Here is a 23,061-nt window from a genome sequence, read left to right as displayed (position 1 = left end):
CTAGGCGATGATCTCGTCGGCGACCCAGCGGGCGACGGCGTCGGGGTAGGGCGTCGAGAGGCCGAGGACGATGTGGTCGAAGCCGGCGTCCACGGCCTCCTTGATCGCCGCCCGGGTGTCGGCGGGGCGGTCGTAGGAGACGGGCAGGAAGATCGAGCGGGTGATGGCGGCCGGGTCGCGGCCGATCTCCGCGCAGTAGCGGTCCAGCAGGCGACTGCGCTTGGTGGCGTCCTCGATGTCGCCGCCGGGGATGTTCCAGAGGTCGGCGTGCTCGGCGACCAGGCGCAGCGTGGCCGACGAGCGGCCGCCGATGAGGATCGGCGGATGGGGGCGCTGGACGGGCTTGGGGTTGCCGTACGCGCCGGTGAGCCGGACGTGGTCGCCGTGGAAGTCGAACGGCTCGTTCTCGGTCCACAGCCGGCGAATCACGGTCAGGGACTCACCGAGCGCGGCCACGGCGTCGCCGGAGCCGAGGTAGGGCAGGCCGTGACCGTCGTACTCCCGCCGCGCCAGCGGGTGGTCGGGCCGCGAGCCGACGCCGATGCCGAAGTCGAGGCGACCGCCGGAGACGACGTCGACGGTGGTGGCGATCTTGGCCAGCACGGCCGGCGGGCGGAACCGGTTGCTGGTCACCATCACGCCCAGCCGCAGCCGGCTGGTCTGGGCGGCCAGGGCGGACAGCAGGGTCCAGCCCTCGAGGATCGGGCCGCCGGGATCGCCGGCGATGGGCATCAGGTGGTCGAACAGCCACGCGTGCTCGATCTCCGGCACGGCGTCGGCCTCCCGCCAGACGCGGGCCAGGTCGGTGTAGTCGACCTGCTGCGGGGCGGTCATGATTCCGAACCGAGGCATCAGGGGCCTCCCTGTGGCACACTGAATTAAGCGGAACGTTGCTCCACTAACGTAGCGGAGCGATGTTCCGTTTAGCAAGCGCGGAAGGGAACACGGTGACCAGGTCCAAGCGGGCGGACGCCCAGCGCAACCAGCAGACGCTGCTCGACGCGGCCGCCGAGGTGTTCGTGCGGTCGGGCGTGGACGCGCCGGTGCGCGACATCGCGGCCGCCGCCGGCGTCGGCATGGGCACCATCTACCGGCACTTCCCCACCCGCGCCGACCTGATCATCGCCGTCTACCGGCACCAGGTGGAGGCCTGCGCCGAGGCCGGCCCGGCACTGCTCGCCTCCGCCGCCTCCCCGCACGCCGCGCTGAGCCAGTGGATCGACCTGTTCGTCGACTTCCTGGTCACCAAGCACGGGCTCGCCGGCGTGCTGCACACCGAGGACTTCCAGCCGCTGCACACATACTTCCTCGACCGGCTGCTGCCCGTGTGCAGCGAGCTGTTGGCGGCGGCGGCCGATGAGATCCACGGCGATCTCACGGCCTACGAGCTGATGCGCGGCGTCGGGAACCTGTGTGTCGGGGCCGAGGACGACGACCGCTACGACGCCCGCCGGCTGGCCCAGCTGCTCGTCACCGGACTAGCCGCCCCACGTCCAGCGTCGCCTTGAGCTGGCCGTAGGTCAGCATCAGGTCGGCGACCCGTTGCAGCCGGTCCCGGAACACCGACGTCGGGAACACCGGGATCGCCACCTCCTTGGCCAGCTCGGCCGTCACACCGGACACGAAGGTCGGCAGGATCTGTTGCACGGCAGCGGTGTTCCGCGCGTCAGCGGCACCACGCTCGATCGCCCGGCGGAACGCGGCAGCGGTGTCGGGATGCTGTTGGACGAAGCTCGACCGGGCGAAGTAGCCGGCGATCGGGAGGTCATGCGCCGGACCGGGACCGAAGAGGTCGACCACCGGCACCGCGCCGATCTGCTTGCGAGCGATGGTGATGAACGGCTCCAGCTGCAACGCGGCGTCGATTTCCTTGCCGGCCAAGGCAGCCGGGGTGTCGGCGTGGTGCACGATGGGCGTCTTGACGCTGTTCGGGTCGACGCCGTCGGCCTTGAGGATGGCCTTCAGCGCCAGCAGCGGAATGTCGTTGGGGGCGTTGCTGCTCACGACGCGGCCGGCGAGATCCTTCGCCGAGTGGATGCCGGAATCCGGGCGGGTGGCGACGATCTGCACGTGCGGCCCGCCCTGGGAGCCGTCGGCCAGGACGCGGTAGTCGCCGGTGCCGTTGGCCTGCGCCTGGAACAGGGTGGCCCAGTTGCCGAAGCCGACGTCGATGTGGTTGCCGGCCAGCAGCGGCAGGCTGTCGGTGCCGCTCTTGGTCGGCGTGATCTGCACCGACAGGCCCTCGTCGCGGAAGTAGCCCCGGCTCATGGCCAGGTAGAACGGGGCGGTGTCGATCACCTGCATGACGCCGACGCGAACCACCGTCTCGCCGTTGCCGCGCGGTGGTTCAGTCGCGCCGCCGTTGAGCAGGCTGCACCCGGTGAGGACACAAAGCGCCAAGGCCAGCAATGGCAGTCGGCGCATGGCTCAGGCTCCCATGTGGACGATGCGCCAGCAGACCGTGGTGAACCGCGCGTCGACCATGCCGTCGGGGTCGATCGGCAGGAGCTCCCGTTGGCGGTCGAGAAATTCCCCGCGTTCCAACGGATCCATGGCGATGACCTGGCTGTAGGTGCCGAGCAGGGCGACGAAGTCGTCGGCCGAGCGGCGCGAGGTCCAGCGCATCACGCGGTACTGGGGCGTGGCGAACGGGGCGTCGACGCCCAGCATCAGCCGGCCCGGGCGGCGGGTCTCGTCGTGGGCCGCCGTGACCGACCGCCAGAACTCGACGGTCCAGTCGTCGGCCAGCTCCGGCAGATTCCAGGCCACCGCAAGGGTTCCGCCCGGCCGCAGCACCCGGGCCGCCTCGTTCGTGGCCTCGGGCTGGGCGAACCAGTGCCACGAGTCCAGGGCCACCACCAGGTCCGCCCCGCCGTCCTCGACCGGGATGTCCTCGGCCGTGCCCACCAGCAGCTTCGCGCCGTCGACCTGGCACACCGCCCGCATCTTCGGGTCCGGCTCCACCGCCAGCACCTCGTCCGCGAACACCGTCAGCCGGCGGGTCTGGATTCCCGTGCCCGCCCCGAGTTCCACCACACGGCGGCACGGCTGCGGCACCATCCAGTCGAACGCGGCGTACGGGATCGCCGTCCGCCACCGGTGATACGCCTCTGCCACGGCCCCGAATGCGTGCGACACGCCCAGCAGCATGGCGGCCCGGGCCGCCGCGCCGCAGTAGTTCTTCGTCACATCACCGAATCAGCCGAGTCACCGAACAAGCTGCCGTCTCATGTTCGCGGCCGCAGTCCGTTCAGCACGAGAGTGAGCATGCGGTCGGCCTGGGCGGCGCGGTCCGGGGCGTCTTGGGCGGCCCAGGCGATGGCCCCCACCATCTTGAGCACGTCGGTCTCGTCCACGGCGACGACGGCGCCGGCCTGCCAGGCCCGGTCGAGCAGTGCGGCACCGACCTCGAACAGCTCGGCGTGCCAGTTGGCGACCTCTTCGTCGAGGGCGGAGTTCATCACCGCGGCGGCCAGACCACGGTAGGTGAGGCCGTGCGTGAGGATGGCGCGCAGCCAGGTGGCGAGGGCGTCGAACGCGTGGTCGGCGGTCAGCAGGTCGCGGCCGAGGGTGGCCAGCTCCGCGAGCTGCTCGGCCAGGACCGCCTGGATGAGGTCCAGGCGGGTGGGGAAATGCCGGTACAGGGTGCCGCTGGCCACGCCGGCCCGCCGGGCGATCTCGTCCAGCGAGGCGTCGGCCCCGGACTCGGCGAAGGCGATGCGCGCCTGCGCCAGCAGCTGCTCGTAGTTGCGTCGCGCATCGGCCCGCATCGGCACCGCCATTGCTAACCGGGGACACAGTCCGCTACCGTGCCCAACTAACCGGACTGTGTCTCATCTTACCCCTCGAAGGGTGGTCCCATGACGCTGACCGAGCAGGACCGGATCGACATCGCCGACCTGGTCAACCGACACGGCCACCTGGTCGACGCCGGCGAGTTGGACCGGCTGGCCGAGCTGTTCACCCCCGACGTCGTCTACGACGTGACCGACTTCGGCCTCGGCTCCTTGCACGGACCCGCCGCCGTCCGCGACGCCGCGCTCGCCCTGGGCCCGGCCAACCCGGTCGGCCACCACGTCACCAACATCGTGATCACCCCGGTCGACGAGGTCACGGCTGCGGTCCAGTCCAAGGGCATCGGCATCATGGCCGGCGGCACCGTCGGCAGCGCCGTCTACGACGATGTCGTCACCCATGGGCCGAACGGCTGGAAGATCAGCCGCCGCAAGGTGACCGCCCGCCGAACGCCCCTCGGCGGACCCGGTCCACGCGAGGCACCCGGTCCCCGTGCTGTCCTGGAGCAATTCCGCCAGGCCGTCGTCGACCAGTCCGCCGACGCCCTCAGTCGCCTGTACGCCACCGACGCCGTGCACGAATTCCCGTTCACCCGCCCCGGCCTGCCCTCCCGCCTCGACGGCCGGGACGAGATCATGCGCTGGTCAACCTCGATGTGGCACAACAACTCCGTCAGGTACGAGCGCTACCGCACCCGCGCCGTGCACGACACCGCCGACCCCGACACGATCATCGTCGAGCAGGAGGCCGTGGGCGCCGACTTCGCGCTGCCCAACATCGTCGTGCTCACCGTGCGCGACGGCCAGATCGCCCATCTCCGCGACTACGTCAACATCCTCGCCGCCGAAGCGGTCATCGGCTGACCGCACGGGCGATGGCGGCGATGTCGGCGGGGCCGAGCTGACAGCAGCCGCCGACTATCGTTGCGCCGTCGTGGATCCAGGTGGGGACGACGGACGGATCGAACGTGGGGCGGCCGTCCCAGGAGCGGGCGACGGGATCCCAGCCCTCGCCGCTGTTGGGGTACACCACCACGGGCTTGCCGCTGACGGCGGCGGCCACCGGCACGGCGGCGGTGGCGTCGAGGGGATCGCAGCAGTTGACGCCGACGGCCAGGATCTCGGGCACATCGCGGACCAAGGCGAAGGCCTCGGCCAGGGGTTGCCCGGCGCGGGTGGTGGAGCCGTCGATGCTGTACGACAACCACGCCGGGATGCCGGTGCCGGCGATGATGGTCAGCAGGGCCTCGGCCTCGTCGAGGTCGGGAATGGTCTCCAGGGCAAGAACATCGGGCGCGGCGGAGGCCAGGGCCTCGATCCGCGGCCGGTGGAAGTCGACGAGCTCCCGCACGGAAAGCCCGTACCGACCCCGGTATTCGGAACCGTCGGCCAGCACCGCACCGTAAGGACCGACGGAGGCTGCGACCCACAGCCGACGGTCATCGACCTCGGCTTGGAACGAGGCCTGCCGGGCCAGCCGCACGCTGAGCCGCAAAAGCTCCGGGGTCTCGTCACCGAAGCCGAGTTCCGACGCCTGATAGCTGGCGGTCGTGGCGATGTCGGCGCCAGCTTCGAAATACGCCCGGTGCGCGGCCAGTATCGCGTCGGGGTCGTCGCGCAGCAGCCGTGCCGACCACAACCGATCGGACAGGTCGTGGCCGGCGGCGGCTAGCTGGTTGGACAGACCGCCGTCGAGCACGGCTGGCGTGTCCACGGTGAACGGCATCGCTACTGCGCCGGGCCCTTCGCCAGGGTCACGGTGACGCTCTGCTGGCCGTTGACGGTCAGCACGCCGACGGTGACCCGGTCGCCGGGGTGGAACGTGGTGAGCAGGTTGGTGAGGGTGTTCGGCGAGTCGACGGCCTGCCCGTTGATCGAGGTCACGACGTCGCCGACCACGATGCCGGCGGCCTCGGCCGGGGAGCCGGACAGCAGGCCCGACACGACCGCGCCGTTGGTGGCCTGAGCGCGCCGGCCGCGGCTGTTCTGGGCCGCCGGGACCTGCACGCCCAGCAGCGCCGAGTCGCCGATGTGCACGGTCGCGCTGGCCTGGTGGGCGCTGATCTGCTTCTGGATGGAGATGGCCTGGTCGATGGGGATGGCGAAACCCTGGCCGCTGCCGGTCGCCTGCCCGCCGCGGTCCATCTGGAAGCCCTGCGACGCCGCGGTGTCCATGCCGATGACCTGCCCATTGGCGTTCACCAGCGGACCGCCGGAGTCGCCGGGCTGGATGTCGGCGGCGACCTGGATCAGCCCGGTGAGCTGCTCGGACGTGCCGTCGTCACTGGACGCGGTGATCGACTGGCTGAGCCCGGTCACGGTGCCGCCGGCCACACTCGGGGCCCCGCCGACACCGCCGGCGTTGCCGATGCCCACGATCGAGTCGCCCACGGCCACGCCGGCGGAGCTGCCGATCGGGGCGGTGGCCAGGCCGGAGGCGTTCTGCAGCTGGATGACGGCCACATCGTGCGAGCGGTCGTAGCCGACCACGGTCGCCGTGTACGTCTTGCCGTTGCCGATGTCGACCGCGCTGATCTGGGTCGCCCCGTTGATGACGTGGTTGTTGGTCAGCACCAGCCCGTTGGAGCTCAGCACGATGCCGGTGCCGGCCGCCTGGGCCTGCTGGAAGCCGAGGGTGGTGTTGATGTCGACCAGGGCCGGGTCGATCTTGGCCGCCACCCCGGACGTGTCGGCCGGCGACTGCGGCGCGGTGCGGCCCGGCTGGGTCGGCGGCACGTAGGTCTGCACCGAGGGCTGGTTCGAGGCCTGCCCCTTCAGCAAGGTCGGGATGTAGTTGCCCGCGGCCGCGCCCAGCGCGATGCCGGCCGCGACGGCCAGCACGACGGTCAGCACCGTGCGCCCGGTCCGCTTGGGCGGCGGCGGGGGCGGCGGCGGCTGGTACTGGTAGCCGTAGTAACCGCCCTGTTCCGGCATCTGCGGGTAGCCGTAAGGCTGGGTCCCGTAAGGCTCGGTCATCAGCCCTCTCCTCGACGCCGTCCACGAGCTTGCCTCTCCACTACACCTCGTTTTCCTGAGGAGAGCCTGAGCACAGCCTGTCAAGGCTCAGGTAAGAATGTGGTCATGGACGACGGCGATGTGCTGGGACGGGTCAAGGCGCTGGTCGACGAGGAGCACAAGCTCCGCGGGCACCACGAGCCTGACCACGCGCGGTTGGCGCAGGTCGAGGCCGAGCTCGACCAGTGCTGGGACCTGCTGCGGCAGCGGCGGGCCCGCGAGGAGTTCGGGCAGAACCCCGACGAGGCCGGGGTCCGTTCCAAGCAGGAGGTGGAGCACTACCAGCAGTAGAAGTCGGCCGACAGTCCGCGAGGCCGCCTCGCGCGGTGTACACACAGTGTCGGGACCTGCGCCAAGAGTGTGAATCCCATGCGGCTGCGCGGCCTCAGGAACGCATCACTACAGTCACGGTGTGATCGTCGCACTCAACGCCGCCGGAGCGGTCCATGTCGGGTAACCGGTTCGGGCCGCTCGACCCGTTCTGCTTCCTGGCGGTCGTCCCGCTGGTGATCGTGGCGGTCGTGCTGGTCATCAGCGACCTCGCGGTCTTCGCGCTGATACCCATCGCGCTCGCCGCGCTGATCCTGCTCGGCGACTCCTGGGCGAACCGGCGGCCTTCCTAGCTGCTGCGTTCGATGGTTCGCTCGCAAGCTCGCTCACGCGTCACGACGCTTCAGCAGGTAGCCGCCGGCGAGCAGGGCGGCCAGCGCGTAGCCGCAGAACACGGCGAATCCGGCCCACGGACTGAGAGTCGCGGCGGCATCGGGGTGCACCACCAGCAGCTGCTGCCCGGCGTTGCTCGGCAGGTACGGGTTGATGTTGTCGCCCCAACTGGCCGGCAGGGCCTCACCGAGCACGGGCAGCACCAGCAGCAGCCCGAACACGGTGGCGACCGAGCCGGCGGTGCTGCGCAGCACGAAGCCGATGCCGGTGCCGACCAGACCGACCACGGTCAGGTACAGCCCGGTGCCGACAACGGCTCGCAGCACGCCGTCCGCGGCCAGCGTGGTGCCGATGTGCTGGCCGTCGAGGAACGCCTGGCCGACGAAGAACGCGCCGAACGACGCGATCTCGGTGACGACCAGCGTGATGACGGCGAACACCGCCGCCTTGGCCACCAGCACCGGCCAGCGGCGGGGCGCGGCGGCGATGCTGGAGCGGATCATGCCGGTGCCGTACTCGCCGCTCACCACCAGCACGCCGAGCACGCCGATGACCAGCTGGGCGATGACGTAGCCGCGCAGGCTGACCTGCGCCGGGTCGACCGCGAGCTGTCGCGCGTGCGACATGTCCGGGTACTGGTTGGCGGTCACGGCGGAGAACAGCCCGCCGAACCCGACCATGGCCAGGACCATGCCGCCGAGCGCGAAGTACGAGGAGCGCAGCGACCAGAACTTGGACCACTCCGAGCGCAGCAGCCGCGGCAGCGTGACGCGGATGTCCCCCGGCAGCTCGGCCCGCTTCAGGACGGGCTTGTCGACGGCAACGGCGGTCATGACGCCTCCCGGTATTCGACCGCGTCCTTGGTCATGTCCATGAACGCCTCTTCCAATGACGCGGTGACGGGCGTGAGCTCGTCGAGGGCGATGTAGTGATCACGGGCCACCCGCCCGATCGCGGCGCCGTCCAGCCCCTGCACCTGCAGCAGCCCCGGCTCCACCACGTCGACCGTCACGTCCGGGCCGACGAGCAGGTCCCGCAGCTGGGTCGCCTCCTGGGTGCGGACCCGCACGCTGCTGCCGACGGCGGTGAACTCGTCCATCGAGGCGTTGGCGATCAGCTTGCCCCGGCCGACGACGATCAGGTGGTCGGCGGTCAGGGCCATCTCGCTCATCAGGTGTGACGAGACGAACACGGTCCGGCCTTCGGCGGCCAGCGCGCGCAACAGGTTCCGGATCCAGCGCACGCCTTCCGGGTCGAGGCCGTTGACCGGCTCGTCCAGCAGCAGTGTGGCCGGGTCGCCGAGCAGCGCGGCGGCCACCCCGAGCCGCTGCCCCATGCCCAGCGAGAAACTGCCGACCCGCTTGCGGGCCACCTCGCGCAGCCCGACCAGGTCGATCACCTCGTCCACCCTTTTCCGCGGAATGCCATGGGTCAGCGCCATGGCCAGCAGGTGGTGGTACGCGGACCGTCCGGTGTGGACGGCCTTGGCCTCCAGCAGCGCACCGACCTCGCGCAGCGGCGCGGCGTGCTCGGCGTAGTGCTTGCCGTTGACCAGCACATCGCCGGAGGTCGGCCGGTCGAGGCCGAGAATCATGCGCATGGTGGTCGACTTGCCGGCCCCGTTGGGGCCGAGGAAGCCGGTCACCGCGCCCGGTCGGACGGTGAACGTCAGGTTGTCCACCGCGACCCGCTCGCCGTAGCGTTTGGTCACCCCGTTGACTTCGATCACGCTAGTAGGGTGCGACCACCGGCCTGACAGGACTCTCAGAAACCCTGGGTCCAGGCGGCCGCGACCGCGGCCCGCGTCTTCACGCCCAGCTTGGTGAAGATCCGGGACAGGTGCGCCTCGACGGTCTTGGGGCTCATGAACAGCCGCTCGGCGATCTGCCGGTTGGTGTGGCCGGCGGCGACCAGCTCGGCGATCTGCCGCTCCCGGTCACTCAGCGGGGTCGGGCCGTCGCTGTGCTGACCATTTGCGGCGGGCCGGCGAGTGCGACCGCCGACCCGGCGCTGGTGGATCTCGGCCTGCCGGAACAGCGGTTCCGCGCCGCAGGCCCCGAACAACGCCTTGGCCCGCCCGAATTCCGCCATCGCCGCGGTGCGATCCTCCAGCACAGAGCCGGCGAACATGTGGCCCTGCGCCTGATACAGCCGCATGCCGGCGGCCTCGAACGCGGCAGCGGACTCCGCCGCGGCCGCCACCGCGCCGGCCGGATCACCGGTGGCGAGCTGGAGCGCGGCGCGAGCCAACGAGGCGTGGCCGCGGTGACCGTTCAGGCCGCTGACCGAAGCGGTCATTTCCGCCCGCTGCACGGAAAGCTCCGCAGCCGCGCTGTCGCCGAGGGCCAGCTCCGCGTGGGCCAGCGTGCGCAGCCAGGCCGCCCGGGTCGGAAACTCCAGTTGTGGCAGGGTTTCCCCGCCACCGATGTCCAGCAGCGTGCTGCGGGCCCCGGCCGGGTCGCCGGTCACCAGCTTGGCCTGGGCCAGCATGCCGGCGGCGATGGTCGGCCCGCGGCCGGCGGCACTGCCCATTTCGGACACTGCCTTTTCCGCCGCCCGCAAGGCATTCGCCGGCTCACCGGTCCACATCAGCACGGCCACGCCGACCCCGGCGGCCATGGTGCGCAACTCGTCACTGCCCACCAACACCGCCGCCTCGAACGCCTCGTCGGCGTGCCGGGCCGCCTCGACCAGCCGCCCGGTCCACAGGCAGGTGTAGGCCAGCCCGACCAGGATGTCGGCCAGCAGATAGCTGCGGCCGCCGGCCCGGGCCAGCTCCAGGCCTCGGGTCAGGTGCCGCACGGCGTCGTCGTGGCGTTCCAGGAAGACCTCGGTCCAGCCGGCCCGCAGGATCGACTCCAGCTGCCCGGTCAGCATCCTGTCCTGGGCCCGGTCGATCATGCGGACGGCCTCGTCGAGATGGGCCGCCGCCTCGGCGGTGGAGCCGTAGAAGGTGTGCGCCAGCGCCAACAGCGCGGTGATGGTGGAGATCAGCTCCTGCTCGCCCTCGGCGACGGCCGACTCCAGGGCCCGCTCGCCCCAGCTGACCGCGGTGGCGAACTGGCTGCCCCGCATCGCGCCGGCCGCGACCTCCAGCTCCAGCGCGGCCTTGCCCTTGCCGGTGCCGAGTTCGCTGAGCAGCAACCGTTTCACGCCGGTCGGGCTGCCCAGCAGGCGCTCGACCATGGCCAGCGTGGTGACGGCCTCCAGGCGCTGGTCGCTCGGCCCGGCCGGCAGCCGGCCGAGCACCTCGTGCAGGATCTCCCGGCTCTCGCCCAGCTGCCCGGCGACGGCCAGCGTGTGGGCCAGCCGCATCGACAGCTCCGGCTGGTCGACGGCCCGATCTCCCAGCAGCCGCAACGCTTCCCGCAGCCAGTGGGCGGCCCGCGCGGGGGCCAGCGAGGACGCCTGGTCGGCCGCCCGCACCAGCACCCGCACCGCGCCGGCGTCGCCGATGGTCGCCGACCGTTCGAGGTGAATCGCCTGCACGGCAAGGGAAGCGCCCCGGTCGGCGAGCAGCCGGGCGGCCCGGCCGTGCGCGCCGATCCGCCAGCCGGCCCCGGCGCTGCCGTAGACGACCGAGCGCAGCAGCGGATGGCGGAACCGGAACCGTTGCCCGACAAGGGATTGGCGGATCAGGTCGCGGGCGATCAGCTCGTCCAGCGCGACCAGGGTCTCGACGTCCCCGGTCTGCGCGACGGCCCCGATCAGCCCGGCCTCGAACTCCTCCCCCAGCACCGCCGCCGCCTGCGCCACCATGCGCACCGGCTGGGCCAGGCCGGCGAGTTCACCGATGAGCACCGCACGGACCGTGTCCGGCAGCTCCTCGCGGTCGCCGGGATCCAGCCGCAGCAAGGCATCCAGGTAGAACGGATTGCCGCCGCTGGCCACGTACAGCTCTTCACGGCGGCCGGCCGGCACGGTGTCGCCGCAGAAGGCGGCGGCCTCGACTGGCGTCAGCGGGCCGACCTCGATGCGCTGCCACCACTCCTCCCCGGCCAGCGCCGAGAACGCGGTGGCCAGCCGGTCCGGCAGCTGTCGCGGCCGATAGGCCATGGCCAGCACCGCCGGCCCCTCCGGCGGATGCCGCAGCACGTGCTCGATCAGCTCGACGCTCGCCTCATCGGCCCAGTGCACGTCGTCCAGAACGAGCACCGCGCCCGGTAACAGCGATCGGGCCGACCGGTAGAGCGCGGCCCGGCCGTCCGGGGTGTCGACACTGGTCAGCAAGTCGGTCCAGGCGTCGCCGAAGGCGTCCGAGAACATCGCGAACGGCAGCCGCTCGAACTCGGTCGCCTTGCCGGCCGCGACCCGCGAACGCCGGGCCGACGCGGCGATGCGCAGCTCCGTGAGCAGGGCGGTCTTGCCCATGCCGGGCTCGCCGAGCAGCTCCACGACCCGGAACGTCCCGGCGTTCAGGGCCCGCGCCAGCTCGCCGAGCTGCGCCTCCCGTCCCACCACTCCCATCGCCACCGCACCGCTCCCCAGACCGACACGTGTAGGGAAATGCCGGATGTTAGCGGAAACGCCGGATCGACAGGGTTGTCGTGTCGCTGTCGCGTTTTTTCGAGAGGAATACGACCTTGAGCACGCCCCAGGCCATGCTGCCGACCGTTCGGCGGCCGGCCACCGTCATGGCCGCGCTGATCGCCACCCTCGTCTCGGTGGTGGCCGGCGTCGCCACCGCGATCACCGTCTACGCCGGTGGCGCCGACATGGTGAAGTCGCTGTTGTCCGACCCCGACGTGCAGGCCCGTCTCGGCCTGTCCGACGACCTGCTGAACGCCGCGAAGGACCTGGGCGGGGACCTGTTCCAGCAGGTGCTCGACCAGGCGTACAACACGCTGTCGGCCCGGGCCACGGTCGCCCTGGTGCTGGCTGTGCTGCTGCTGGTGTTCGGGGCGCTGTCGCTCGGCGCGGCGCTGTGGTCCCGGATCCTGGTCACGCTCGTGGGCGTGGTCGCGATCGGCCTGCAACTGCTGGTGGTGACCGACGTGGCGACCAGTTCGATGAAGCTGTTCGGGCTGCTGATCATCGCCAGCACGCTGGTCGCGATCGTGCTGTGGTGGCTGCCGGCCAACGGCCGCTACGCCAAGGCCCGCAAGGCCCAGGCCTGACCCAGGCAGAGGCGGGGGCCCGCGAAAGGGCCCCCGCCTCCAGCGTGCTCAGTTCTTGCTGACGAACGTCGTCGCCGCCTTGCGGCCGGCGGTGACGGTCGCGTTGTGGTCGTCGATGGCGCCGGACTTCGAGCCCGGGAACACGATGTAGGTCACCGGGTCAGCGGTGCCGCCGTTCTTGGGATCGGGGTTGATCCCCAGCGCCTTGGCCGTCGCGTAGGAGGCCTCGCCGATGATGTCGCTCGGCCCCTCGTCGCCGAAGACCGCGTACTCCACCTGGTTGTTGTAGACCACGGCCAGGATGTCGCCGCCCTTGATGCCGTTGCTGCCGTACTTGAACCGGCTGCTGGGCAGCGGGATCACCACGTACGGCGTCACGGCGGCGCTGAGCGGCTTGCCGTTGGCCAGGTGGAACGAGGTGTCGTTCTGGTAGCAGCAGTCGGTGTTCTTGTTGCACTGCGCGGTGGTCTGGCCGTCGCAGTCGATGTTCATGCCGGACGTCCAGTAGAAGGCGCCGGTGGCGCCGCAAATGTTGACCTTCTTGTTGGCCTGGGTGTTCGTGTAGGTGCCCTTGCTGACCACCTTGCACTTGGCGGTCTTCGCCAGCAGCTCGGCGGCCGTGGGGCTGCCGCCGTCGGCCTTCGGCGACGCCGCCTGGACGGCGGCGGCGGGCGCCTGGGGCGCGGCCTGAGCGGTCAGTTGAGCAGGGACCAGCACCGCGGCGGCCGCGAGCAGGGCGGCCAGCGCGAACTTCAACTTCGCCATGCGATTCCTCCGCAGAATGGCTTTCGACCACTTTGCGGCGGCGGATGGTCAACGTTGTACGGCATTCAAAGCTGAGCCGTCAACGCTTACTCAGGCCGGCAGCCGGTCCAGGAACGGCCGCTGCCCCTTGACCAACTTGACGCGGGCGTCGTCCACGGTGACCCACGCGGCCCGGTCCACCTCGGGAAACTGCCTGGTCTGGCCGGATCGGGGCGGCCACTCCAGCTCGAAGGTGCCCGGCACGACCTCGGCCGGATCGAGATCACCCTCGACCGCCCACAAGGTCACGGTCTTGCCGGACTGCTTCACGTCGCCCAGCGGCAGCAGCTCGCCCTCGGGCGCGGGCAGCCCCAGCTCCTCCTGGAACTCGCGGCGGGCCGCGTCCAGCGGCTCCTCCCCCGGCTCGACCTGGCCCTTGGGCACCGACCACGCGCCGTCGTCCTTGCGGGCCCAGAACGGGCCGCCCATGTGGGCGATCAGCACCTCCGTCCGGCCCTCGACCCGCCGGTACACCAGGATTCCCGCGCTGTGCATGCGGTCAGTATCCCGTGACGCCGCGGTGACGGCCCGCCCCTACCATCCCGATCACCAACCGGGAGGGGAGCACCATGTCACGACGGCCCATCCTCGTCGCGCTGGCGGTAGTCGCGATCACCGCCGGACTCGCGCCGGAAGCCGCCGCCGTCCCCGTCGGCCACCACCAGCCGACGGCCGAGATCTTCGCGACGAACAACACCGCCACCATCACCGACCCGAACGACCCGCGGCTGTCCGACCGGCTCGTCCGGTTCGGCGCCCAGGTCCAGGCCACCATCGCCGCCAACGGGGCGTGGCCGGGGTGCAGCACGCTGCTCAACGGCGTGTTCTGGTCCGACGACCTGAAGACCGCCACCTACGAGCGGTCCCGCGAGTTCGATGTGGACCACGTCAGCGCGGCCGGTCTGCACCACATCGCGTCCGTGATTCGCAAGCAGTACGACCAGGAATCGGTGCTCACGTTCCAGTACCTCCCACAGGCCGGCGCCGACTCGGTCGAGGTCGAGGTGCCCGGCGTCACCGTGCAGCAGCTGTTCAACGGCCTGGCCGCAGACCCGGTGCTGCGCGACGAGCTCGGCGGCGGGTCGGTCACGGCCGACGGCGACCGGCTGGCCCTGATCGCCGACAAGTCGGAGCTGGGCTCGATCCAGAAGTTCGTCGGCGTGCTCGGCGCGTCCTGGTCGAAGGCCACGGTCAGCTACGGGCACCTGGAGTTCGTCGCGGACTGACCTGTTGGTGGCTGACAGCCGCACGATGCCGTAGGCCAGCAGTGCGATCACCGCCACGGCCACGAGCTGCGCCATCGCCCCACCCCCTGGCGCGGCGGCCGGAGGTCCCCCCGATCGGGCCTCCGGCGCCGCGTCGTCAGGTGTAGACCGAATGCGGTGTTCGGTGTCGCCGATCGGTGGTGAACAAACGGTTCGCGAACAACGTCAGCGCCGGGACGTGCGGAACCGGGCCCGGTAGGCGGTCGGCGTGACCGAGAGCGTGCGCAGGAACAGCCGCCGCAGGGTCTCCGCCGAGCCCAGGCCGACCCGCCCGGCGATCAGCTCCACCGAGTCGGTGCCGCCCTCCAGCAGCGCGCGGGCCGCCTCCACCCGGACCGTGTCCACGAACTCGGCCGGGGTGCGGCCGATCTCCGCGGTGAACAGCCGGGCCAGGTGACGGCCGCTCACGCCGACCCGGGCGGCCAGCTCGGCGAGCCGGTGCGAACCGCCCGGATCCGCGACGATCATGTCCATCACCTGGCGGACGGCGTCGCTGCGCGGATTGCGCGGGCCCAGGCGGGCGCTGAACTGGGACTGGCCGCCGGGCCGGGCCATGAACACCACCAGCTGGCGGGCCACCGCCCGGGCCAGGTCGGCGCCGTGGTCGTCCTCGACCAGGGACACCGTCAGGTCGATGCCGGCGGTGACGCCCGCCGAGGTGATGATCTTGCCGTCCCGCACGAACAGCGGATCCGGCTCCACCGTGACGTCCGGGTAGCGGCGGGCCAGGTCGTCGGCGAGCTGCCAGTGGGTGGCCGCGCGGCGGCCGTCCAGCAGGCCGGCCTCGGCCAGTGGGAAGGCGCCCGCGCACACGCCGGCGACCCGCTGCGACCGCTTGGCCAGCTGCCGCACGGCGTCGATCAGCGGCTGGTCCGCGACCGCCCGCTGCCAGTCCGGCCGGCCCGGCACGATCACCGTGCCGACCTTTCTCGGGACCTCGGCGTACGCGGCGTCGGCGGCGATCTTCACGCCGGCCGAGGTGCGGACCGGCGCGCCGGTGACCGAGGCGATCAGGACCTGGTAGTCAACGCCGTGGCCAAGTTCGTTGGCGCTGTTGAGGACGTCGACCGGACCGGCGACGTCGAGCAGCTGCACGCCGTCGAAGGCCAGCACGACCACCAGGTGCGGGCTCACTCCGGCCAGTCCGAGTTCAGGATCGTGTCCACGAAGTCGCCGCGCTGGAAACCCTTGGTGTAGTGGGCTAGGACGTCCGCCTTGACATTGCCGAACGTCGTTTCCGGCTTCGGGGCGATGCCCTCGGTGAAGGCCGCCAGGATGCGGCGCTTGAAGTCCGGCCGCGGGTGCTGCTTCACCACTTCGGCGCGGACCTCGGGGTCGATGTCGTGGTAGCCGATGCCCAGCACGTCGTACTCGACGCCCGCCGTCAGCAGCGCCACCTCCGGCTCCATGTACTCCGGGATGCCCGGCGTGGTGTGCAGGGCGATGGCCGTCCACACGCGACGGATGCTGTCGTCGGGAACGCCGTGGGTGCGCAGGAAGTCGCGGGCCGCCTCGGCCCCGTCCACCTCGAACCGGCGGCCGCTGCCCCGGTGCTCCTCGCCGAGACCGATGTCGTGGAACATCGCGCCGATGTACAGCAGCTCCGGGTCGAAGCTCAGGTCCCGGTTGCGACCCTGGAGGCTGCCCCAGTAGAAGACCCGCCGGGAGTGGTCATAGACCAGGTCGCTGGTCTGCTCGCGGACGAACTCCGTGGTCGCCCGGGCCAGCTTGGTGTCGGGAATCTGGATCGTTGTCATGCCCTCGATCCTGATCCGTCACACCCCGCCCGACCCGTGTCCATCAGGCCACGATACCCACGAATCAGGACATCCGCCCCTGCTCGGAAGGGGGCACTCCACGCGTCCAACGCCAGGAAAGCCCCCTTCCCGGCATCAGGAAGGTCCTGGGTCAGGCCGTCCGGCGCTGCCACCAGCGCCGCTTCTTCCCCGGCTCCGAAGCCTTTTCCACCGTCGCGACCGGCTTGCGCCGGGCCGCCTGCCACTGCGTGACGACCTCATCGGCGTCCACCGGCCCCACCCGGACATGTGGGCCGCTCGGCGAGCGCAGCCAGGCCACGATCCGCTTGTTCAGCTCGGCGACGTGCTCCCGCACCAGCCGCTCGGCCGGCATGTCCCGCACGGTATCCGCGAGCCGCTCGACTTCCTTGCGCAGCTGCAGCGACTCCGGCAGCAGCGCGTCGGTCGGACCGCCCTCCCGCGCCAGGAAGCTGCGCGCCCACCACTCGGGGTCGCGCAGCTCACCGCGGTCGGGCAGCGGTTTCCCTTGGCCCGGAAGGTTGTCGAACTCCCCCCGCTGCTCCCCCTCACGGATCTGCTTGTCCAGCCATGACTCGAAGTTCATGCCAGCCGGCCGGCGTTCCGTCATATGCCCGATTCTACTGGATTTTCCCGGAGAACGAGGCGGAGCTGCGGCAGGTGCCGGAGGTCGCCGACGCGCAGTTGACGGTGATCACCAGGTGCTGCCCGGGGGCGAACCGCCAGGTCTGGCCCACGTGGTAGTCGAAGGCCCGGAAGTTGCCCAGCCCGAACTCGGCCAGCACCTGGTTGTCCCGCTGGATCCGGATGATGCCGGTGTCGCCGTACGGGTTCTGTAGCAGGAAGTCGGTGACCACAAGGGTCTTGTCCGCCGGCGGCGGCGTGTCCATGCCGAACTTCTTGAAGTCGTTGGCATTCGAGGTCACCGGGGCGTTGGCCACGATGCGGAAGTCGGTGTCCGTGCCGGGAATGTCGCCGGCGCCGGCGCCGGCGCCCGTGCCCGGCTTCGGCGCCGCGCCGCCGTTGGCCGCCTGCTGGGCCTGCGCGGCCTGCTGCTGCGCCGAGGAAGCCTGCTGCTGCGCCTGGTCGGCGATCGAGATGACCGGCGTGACCTGTTCCTGGGCCGCCTGCTTGGCCGTCGACTGCACCTCCGGCTTGACGACCGTGAACCACAACACGACGGCCAGGATGAGCAACGCCAGCAGCGCGGCCAACGCCGGCAGCAACCACTTGGGCAGCAACTGGTTCTGGATGAACGCGCCGTCGGCCGAGACCGGCTCGCCACCGGTGGTCAGCACCGTGGCCTGGAACTGGTGCTTGCGCTCCGCGCCGCGCAGGAACCGCTTGTGCGGGGTGGCGCTGAACGGCACGAACGCCGCCGTGCCGGGCTCGACGGTCAGCGTCGGCTGCCGGAAGCGGAAGGACAGCCGTTCCTCGGAGTCGGTGGCGATGAGTTCGACCTCGGCCGGGCAGTTGCCCAGGTTGTCGATCACCAGCTCGTGCCGGCCGCGCAGCCGGCCGTGCGAGGTGCGCGGCGTGACCTCGGCCCGCAGCTCGGTGAACGGGGCGACGGTGATGGCTCCCTCCTCCACCACCGAGCCCTCCGGGTCCTCCCGGGACTTGACGCGCACGCCGAACGGGGTCAGGCCGGAACGGGCCTCGGGGCCGCGCGGCGGGGCGAAGGTCAGCGCCACGGTGCCCACGTCGCCGGGCATCAGGTTCACGACGCGCGGCTCGGCGGTCGCCCACTGCTGCGCGTCGCCGATGACGTCCACGGCGAACTGGTCCACGATGCTGCCGGTGTTGCGGATCTGCACGACACAGTGGGCCTGCTCGCCGGGATTGACGGCCAGGCTCGGCTGTTCGAGCGACGTGATGGCACCCATGGCGAAAAGTGTCGTGCGCTGGCACCATCGGGGGCAGCGACGTTCGGGAGCGCCGCGGGGCAACCCGGTTCGCACCTAGGGGCGAGTGACGGCGGCCCGAAGGCCGCCTGTTGGCCGGGGCGGTTCCCGCGGGCGCTGCCCTAGCTTCTGGCCCATGAGCTTGCATGTGCGCGGGCCCCTGCTCGCCCTGTTGGCGGCGGTCGGTCTCCTGGCCACGACCGTGCTGCTGGTGGTCGGCCAGGGGCCGGCCGCGGTCGCGGCGGTGTCGCCCGGCACGACCGTACGCGCCTCCGTGCTGAACAACGGATCCCAGGCGCCCGGCGGCGGCGCCCAGTCCGCCATCTCGGCGAACGGTCGCTATGTGGCGTTCGTCGGCCTGGAGCTGGATCCGTTGGACCGCAACAGCCGGCACCGGGACGTGTACGTGCGGGATCTGGTCGCCGGCACCACCACCTTGATCAGCGCCGGCACGGACCTCGAGGGCGCCATCCAACCGTCCACAGGGGACAACGACGAGCCGTCGATCTCCGCCGATGGGCGGTACATCGCGTTCACCACCGAGGCCAACAACATCACCGCCGGAGTCGGCGACGGCCGCAGCGCGATCGTCGTGTGCGACCGGGATCCCAGCAATACCGGCAAGTTCCAGAGCCCGTGCGCGTTCACCACGGTCAGCGTGCTGCCGGCCGGCACGACTCCCCACGGCGATGGCGGAGTGGCCGCGCACGCGCCACGGCTGTCCGGTGACGCCGGCCGGCTGGCCTGGATCGACGGCTTCGGCTGCTACACCCAGGCCGTGCAACAGGAAACCCTGGTCACCACGACCCTGCACAAGACGCCGACCGGCGCCCTGATCGCCCCCGCGGCCAGCGACTCCGTGAACCAGACCCTGCCGCTGCCTTCCTCCCGTACCGAGGACTTCTGCGATCCGGCGCTGTCCGCCGACGGCAACCAGCTCGTCGCCTCGGTGCGGTACATGTCGACCCAGACCGACGGCGACTTCTACGCCATCGTCGGCATCGACTTGCGCAGCAACAAAATCACCCGGCTGGACGTCGATGTCAACGGCGATCCGCTGAACTCCCGGGCCCAGTACTTCGAGCCCACCGTCGGCGCCGACGGCCGGCACGTCGCGTTCACCAGCGTCACCGACACCGCCGACACCGCCCTCGTGCACCTGGTCGATCGAGCCTCCGGTCCTGGCGCTGTCGCGACCACTTCCGTGGTGTCCAAGGATTTCGCCGGCAAGGAGCACGACGGCAAGTACCCAGCGCTGTCCGCCGACGGGCACTACCTGGCGTTCGTCACCGACAGTCCGGAGATCACCGAGAGCACCGGGCCACAGGAGCAGTACAACTGCTTCCACCCGCAGCCGCTGGAACTGCGCGCCAAGTCCGCCCTGGCCCAGTCGTCGTCCGCCCAGACCCCGACCTACCAGCCGTGCCAGGTCGTTGTCGTCAACCTGCTAACCGCACAACACCCCGAGCTGGCGTCGGCCAACCTCAAGTCCGCCCCCGGCGACGGCGACAGCCTGTTCCCCGTGCTGTCCGGCGACGGCGGCTCCGTCGCCTTCGACTCCGCCGCCGACGACCTGATCGCCGCCGACAGCAACAAGTCCACCGACTCCTTCGTCCGCACCTTCCAGCCGGGGCTGCTCGCTGATCCCGTCGACTTCGGCACCGTCACCGTCGGCCAGACCGCCGAGCGCACCGCCACCATCCACCACACCGGCTTCGGCCCCCTCGGCTTCGACCAGGTTTCCGTCGGCGGGGCCGGTTTCTCCCTGGGCGGCCAGACCTGCACCAAGGCCCCCTTGAACGGCGCCGACACCTGCCTGGCGACCGTGAGATTCAGCCCCACCGACACCGTCGCCAAGACCGGAACCCTGACGCTGCGGGCCAAGGCGACCGGCAAGACGTACACAGTGGACCTTCGTGGCATCGGCGCTCAGGCTGTCCAGAAGCCTCCCCAGTTCGCCGCCGGCCCCGACCCCCTGGACTTCGGCCAGCAACTGCCACTGGCCAAGAACGTCCAGAAGACCGTCACAGTGGTGAACGGCGGCGCTTCTCCGCTGGTGATCGGCGGTGTTTCGATCACAGCCGGACAACAGGCCGGTGACTTCACCGTGAGCTCAAACGGCTGCACCACCGTCCAACCCGGACAGTCCTGCCAGGTCACCGTCAAATACAGCCCCACCGGCCGGGCTGCCCCCGCGACCACCCCCGACCAGCGAACCGCCGCGCTGAAGTTCGACGACGATGCCGCCGGTTCACCCCACCTCGTCGCCCTGAGCGGCTCGGTGACGATTCCGACTGTCAAGGTCAGCCCCGGTGTCGGGGCACCAGGCGCGGTCATCACCGTCACTGGCACTGGCTTCGCAGCGTCCAGCCCCATCGCCGTCGCCTACCTCAACGGCTTCCCCGAGACCGCCAGCGCCCAGTCCGACGTCAACGGCACCTTCACCACGTCCTTGCTGGTATTCCCGTTGAGCGAACTCGGACCCCGAACAGTGCAGGCCTCGGTCAACGGGGCCGCGCCGGCGGTAGCCGGGACCGCTGATTTGTTGGTGGCACCAGGGAGTCTGGTGGCGCCAGGGTACGAGTACCGGCACTGAGGCTTTGATGTAGCCACAAACCCGCCGCGATGTCGTGGCGGGTTTGTGTCGCGCGGCTGAGGTAGGTGATTGGGTTGGGTGGGGCGGCGTCGGTTGAGTGGGTGGTCGCGTCTACAGAGGGCTTAGGACGAGGGTGGGCGTTGGGTTTCGTCGTTCGGTTGCGTTGAGTGGTCGATTGCTCTTGGAAAGCGCTATCCTTACATGTCACCCACATGGGTATTCGTTGGCACGCAAAGGGAAAACTGCAGGTCAGCGCAGTAGAATGGGGGCATGACGGCGACCTTGGAAGCCTCTGCCGCGTGGCGGATGGACGAAGTGTCGCTGTGGCGTGTCTGCGGGGAAGCGCAAGAGGAGCGCCGGAAGGCGTATGTGCTGCTGGTGGAGATGGTCGCGCGGCGGATCCTTCTGCTGCTCGATCAGGATGGCAAGGAGCCCGAGGACCGGGAGTTGGCGGAGCCGAAGCGCGAGTTGCATCTGGCCAGCCGGAAGGACGGGTCGGTGGTGTTTCGCGGCAAGGTCGACCCGGAGACCGGGGCCAAATGGGCGGCGTTGATCGACCCACTGGCCAAGCCGACCTCGGCCAGCGACACCCGCACCACGGCGGAGCGGCAAGGCGACGCGTTGGCGGAGATCATCGATCTGGCCGCTGGCAGCGAGGACCTGCCGGAGGCGGGTGGGGAACGGCCGCATCTGGCGCTGACCATGTCGCTGAAGGACTTTCAGGAGCAGCGCGGCACGGCCGACGTGGAGGGCATGGGGCCGATGGACGCGGCCTCGGCGCGACGGATCGCCTGCGACAGCAAGGTGATGCGGGTGGTGCTGGGGGCCAAGTCGGAGCCGCTGGACATCGGCCGGGCGAGCCGGACGATACCGAACCAGATACGGCGGGCGCTGATCATCCGGGACAAAGGGTGCGCGTTTCCGGGGTGTCTGAGGAGACCCCGGCAGTGTCACGCGCATCATGTGATCCACTGGGCTGACCGACGGGCCGACGAGCCTGGACAATCTGGTTCTGGTGTGCGGAATGCACCACAGGCTGATGCACCACAGCAGATGGACCATGCAGATCGTTGAGGGGCGGCCGCAGTTCACCGCCCCGGGCGAAGAGCGCCCGGGGCGGCCTGGGTCAACTGCGTTGGAATAGCTCGATCTCGCTGATCGCCAGGTCGGTGCCGTGCAGGGACTGGTAGGTCGCCGTCACGTGCAGCTCGATGCTGGTCACGTTGTGGCCGTTCTGGAGGGTGAGCTCCTGCGGGTCGGGCTGATCCTTCAGCTGGAGGTCCTCGGTCTTGCCGGTGGAATACACCAGGTGCAGGCGCTCCGCGCGGAAGGTCTGGTCGAACTTGTCGTTGTCGCCGTTCTGGATGATGGCCTTGTCGACGTTCACGGGTCGGTCGAAGGTGAAGACCAGGGTGACCTCGCCCTTGGTGGTGGGGGCGGCCCAGAAGGTGTTGCTGACGCTGTCCGCCACCAGATCCGCGGGATGGGTCGGCTCCTCGAAGGTGGCGGTGACCTTGGTCGGGTGGACCGGGGAATAGGTGAGTTCCAGGGCCGACTGGGCGTCCTGCTGCCACGAGGCCACCTGGTTGTTCACCCAGGTCCGCACCGCGGGCAGCGAGCCGTAGGCGACGCCGCCCAGCACCAGCACAACCGCCACCAGCGCCCGGACCGTCTTGAACACGGCCCGGAACGCCGAGCCGGCGGCCGTGGTCTTCGCCCTACGGTCCTTGGCGGTGCGCTCCAGCGCCTTGCGCACCTTCACCTTGCGCTTGGGCAGGATCTTCCGCCACCACGGCGTCCTCACCACCTCGGCGGTGAGCAGCGCCGCCCCACACCGGCTGCAGAACTTCCGGGTGTCGGCATTGCCCTCGCCGCAGTCGCCACAGACCAGGTCCCCCGGACGCAGCCGCCGCGACGGCGGCTTCTTGACTACGGCAGTGGGGCGCTTCTGCTCACGCTCAGGAAGGACGGAAAGAGAGTCGGGCTTGGGCGGGGTGGAGGTGGACTCCCCGACGGGCACGACGAGCGCGGCCTCCACGGGAGGTTGAGGGGTGGGCACCGGAAGTTGAAGAGAGGAATCGGGGGCAGGGCCGGGAGGGCCAGTAGGCGTGGGTGGGCTGACTGAGCT

General features: G+C 70.6%; 24 protein-coding genes. 8 read left to right on the top strand and 16 right to left on the bottom strand.

What is annotated here, in order from left to right; all coding sequences use genetic code 11:
- Positions 1–852: an LLM class flavin-dependent oxidoreductase gene (locus tag JJ691_RS01680; RefSeq protein WP_211767019.1), complete on the bottom strand. Its 852-nt coding sequence runs from the start codon at positions 850–852 to the stop codon at positions 1–3.
- 62 nt (positions 853–914) lie between these two features.
- Here JJ691_RS01680 and JJ691_RS01675 point away from each other — a divergent pair, with 62 nt between their 5' ends.
- Complete coding sequence (locus tag JJ691_RS01675; RefSeq protein WP_211767018.1) at positions 915–1,508, top strand: TetR/AcrR family transcriptional regulator; 594 nt, start codon at positions 915–917, stop codon at positions 1,506–1,508.
- On the opposite strand, the gene JJ691_RS01670 is transcribed toward JJ691_RS01675, so the two are convergent.
- From JJ691_RS01670 to JJ691_RS01660, 3 genes are read right to left on the bottom strand one after another with little or no spacing between them, the layout of a single operon-like run.
- Positions 1,471–2,424, bottom strand: coding sequence for an ABC transporter substrate-binding protein (locus JJ691_RS01670; protein WP_211767017.1), 954 nt, complete (start codon positions 2,422–2,424; stop codon positions 1,471–1,473). The genes JJ691_RS01675 and JJ691_RS01670 overlap by 38 nt on opposite strands.
- 3 nt (positions 2,425–2,427) lie before the next feature.
- Positions 2,428–3,189, bottom strand: a complete 762-nt coding sequence (locus JJ691_RS01665; RefSeq protein ID WP_211767016.1) for a class I SAM-dependent methyltransferase — start codon at positions 3,187–3,189, stop codon at positions 2,428–2,430.
- A 38-nt stretch (positions 3,190–3,227) separates the two neighbouring features.
- A complete protein-coding gene (locus JJ691_RS01660; RefSeq protein ID WP_211767015.1) occupies positions 3,228–3,770 on the bottom strand; it encodes a TetR/AcrR family transcriptional regulator in 543 nt (180 codons plus the stop codon).
- Positions 3,771–3,860: 90 nt separating this feature from the next.
- Between JJ691_RS01660 and JJ691_RS52050 the strand changes: the two genes are divergently transcribed.
- Positions 3,861–4,658, top strand: coding sequence for a nuclear transport factor 2 family protein (locus tag JJ691_RS52050; protein WP_249227615.1), 798 nt, complete (start codon positions 3,861–3,863; stop codon positions 4,656–4,658).
- Here the strand turns inward: JJ691_RS52050 and mmuM are convergent.
- Together mmuM and JJ691_RS01645 are read right to left on the bottom strand one after the other, a co-directional pair.
- Positions 4,648–5,520: a homocysteine S-methyltransferase gene (mmuM, locus tag JJ691_RS01650; protein ID WP_211767014.1), complete on the bottom strand. Its 873-nt coding sequence runs from the start codon at positions 5,518–5,520 to the stop codon at positions 4,648–4,650. The two genes, JJ691_RS52050 and mmuM, sit on opposite strands and share 11 nt — an antisense overlap.
- Positions 5,521–5,522: 2 nt before the next feature.
- Positions 5,523–6,770: a S1C family serine protease gene (locus JJ691_RS01645; protein WP_211767013.1), complete on the bottom strand. Its 1,248-nt coding sequence runs from the start codon at positions 6,768–6,770 to the stop codon at positions 5,523–5,525.
- A 105-nt stretch (positions 6,771–6,875) separates the two neighbouring features.
- On the opposite strand from JJ691_RS01645, the gene JJ691_RS01640 reads away from it, so the two are divergent.
- Positions 6,876–7,100: a DUF2630 family protein gene (locus JJ691_RS01640; RefSeq protein ID WP_211767012.1), complete on the top strand. Its 225-nt coding sequence runs from the start codon at positions 6,876–6,878 to the stop codon at positions 7,098–7,100.
- A 155-nt stretch (positions 7,101–7,255) separates the two neighbouring features.
- Positions 7,256–7,432, top strand: coding sequence for a hypothetical protein (locus JJ691_RS01635; protein ID WP_211767011.1), 177 nt, complete (start codon positions 7,256–7,258; stop codon positions 7,430–7,432).
- Positions 7,433–7,465: 33 nt separating this feature from the next.
- On the opposite strand, the gene JJ691_RS01630 is transcribed toward JJ691_RS01635, so the two are convergent.
- Genes JJ691_RS01630 through JJ691_RS01620 form a run of 3 tightly spaced genes read right to left on the bottom strand, consistent with a single transcriptional unit; the run spans position 7,466 to position 11,939 of the window.
- Positions 7,466–8,305, bottom strand: coding sequence for an ABC transporter permease subunit (locus tag JJ691_RS01630; protein ID WP_211767010.1), 840 nt, complete (start codon positions 8,303–8,305; stop codon positions 7,466–7,468).
- Entirely contained in the window at positions 8,302–9,201 is a 900-nt protein-coding gene (locus JJ691_RS01625; protein ID WP_211767009.1) for an ABC transporter ATP-binding protein, read from the bottom strand. The genes JJ691_RS01630 and JJ691_RS01625 overlap by 4 nt, the downstream gene beginning before the upstream one ends.
- Positions 9,202–9,236: 35 nt before the next feature.
- A complete protein-coding gene (locus JJ691_RS01620; protein ID WP_249228176.1) occupies positions 9,237–11,939 on the bottom strand; it encodes a helix-turn-helix transcriptional regulator in 2,703 nt (900 codons plus the stop codon).
- 116 nt (positions 11,940–12,055) lie between these two features.
- On the opposite strand from JJ691_RS01620, the gene JJ691_RS01615 reads away from it, so the two are divergent.
- The gene (locus tag JJ691_RS01615; RefSeq protein WP_211767007.1) at positions 12,056–12,589 is read left to right on the top strand and encodes a hypothetical protein; all 534 of its coding nucleotides are present in this window, start codon (positions 12,056–12,058) and stop codon (positions 12,587–12,589) included.
- Between the two features lie 48 nt (positions 12,590–12,637).
- Here JJ691_RS01615 and JJ691_RS01610 read toward each other — a convergent pair whose 3' ends face one another.
- Together JJ691_RS01610 and JJ691_RS01605 are read right to left on the bottom strand one after the other, a co-directional pair.
- Positions 12,638–13,354: a glycoside hydrolase family 75 protein gene (locus JJ691_RS01610; protein WP_211767006.1), complete on the bottom strand. Its 717-nt coding sequence runs from the start codon at positions 13,352–13,354 to the stop codon at positions 12,638–12,640.
- A gap of 90 nt (positions 13,355–13,444) precedes the next feature.
- Positions 13,445–13,888, bottom strand: a complete 444-nt coding sequence (locus JJ691_RS01605; RefSeq protein WP_211767005.1) for an NUDIX domain-containing protein — start codon at positions 13,886–13,888, stop codon at positions 13,445–13,447.
- A 74-nt stretch (positions 13,889–13,962) separates the two neighbouring features.
- On the opposite strand from JJ691_RS01605, the gene JJ691_RS01600 reads away from it, so the two are divergent.
- Positions 13,963–14,619, top strand: a complete 657-nt coding sequence (locus tag JJ691_RS01600) for a hypothetical protein (protein WP_211767004.1) — start codon at positions 13,963–13,965, stop codon at positions 14,617–14,619.
- Between the two features lie 204 nt (positions 14,620–14,823).
- Here the strand turns inward: JJ691_RS01600 and JJ691_RS01595 are convergent, their stop codons facing one another.
- From JJ691_RS01595 to JJ691_RS01580, 4 genes are all read right to left on the bottom strand, one after another.
- Positions 14,824–15,792 (bottom strand): GlxA family transcriptional regulator, encoded by a 969-nt coding sequence (locus tag JJ691_RS01595; RefSeq protein WP_211767003.1) that lies wholly within the window; start codon positions 15,790–15,792, stop codon positions 14,824–14,826.
- Entirely contained in the window at positions 15,789–16,415 is a 627-nt protein-coding gene (locus JJ691_RS01590; RefSeq protein WP_211767002.1) for an HD domain-containing protein, read from the bottom strand. Before JJ691_RS01590 ends, JJ691_RS01595 begins: the two co-directional genes overlap by 4 nt.
- Before the next feature lie 151 nt (positions 16,416–16,566).
- Complete coding sequence (locus JJ691_RS01585) at positions 16,567–17,043, bottom strand: J-domain-containing protein (protein ID WP_211767001.1); 477 nt, start codon at positions 17,041–17,043, stop codon at positions 16,567–16,569.
- Between the two features lie 10 nt (positions 17,044–17,053).
- Complete coding sequence (locus JJ691_RS01580; protein WP_211767000.1) at positions 17,054–18,319, bottom strand: COG1470 family protein; 1,266 nt, start codon at positions 18,317–18,319, stop codon at positions 17,054–17,056.
- 154 nt (positions 18,320–18,473) lie between these two features.
- Here JJ691_RS01580 and JJ691_RS01575 point away from each other — a divergent pair, with 154 nt between their 5' ends.
- Together JJ691_RS01575 and JJ691_RS01570 are read left to right on the top strand one after the other, a co-directional pair.
- Positions 18,474–20,933: a choice-of-anchor D domain-containing protein gene (locus tag JJ691_RS01575; protein ID WP_211766999.1), complete on the top strand. Its 2,460-nt coding sequence runs from the start codon at positions 18,474–18,476 to the stop codon at positions 20,931–20,933.
- Positions 20,934–21,203: 270 nt separating this feature from the next.
- A complete protein-coding gene (locus JJ691_RS01570; protein WP_211766998.1) occupies positions 21,204–22,007 on the top strand; it encodes an HNH endonuclease signature motif containing protein in 804 nt (267 codons plus the stop codon).
- A gap of 52 nt (positions 22,008–22,059) precedes the next feature.
- Here JJ691_RS01570 and JJ691_RS01565 read toward each other — a convergent pair whose 3' ends face one another.
- On the bottom strand, positions 22,060–22,971 hold the full coding sequence (locus JJ691_RS01565) for a zinc ribbon domain-containing protein (protein WP_211766997.1): 912 nt from the start codon (positions 22,969–22,971) through the stop codon (positions 22,060–22,062).
- Between the last annotated feature and the right edge of the window lie 90 nt (positions 22,972–23,061).

Origin of the sequence: Kutzneria sp. CA-103260, from assembly GCF_018263855.1 — a bacterium.
GTDB lineage: Bacteria > Actinomycetota > Actinomycetes > Mycobacteriales > Pseudonocardiaceae > Kutzneria.
The sequence above is the reverse complement of the archived record's forward strand: the minus strand, read 5'-3'. Positions and strand labels throughout refer to the sequence as shown.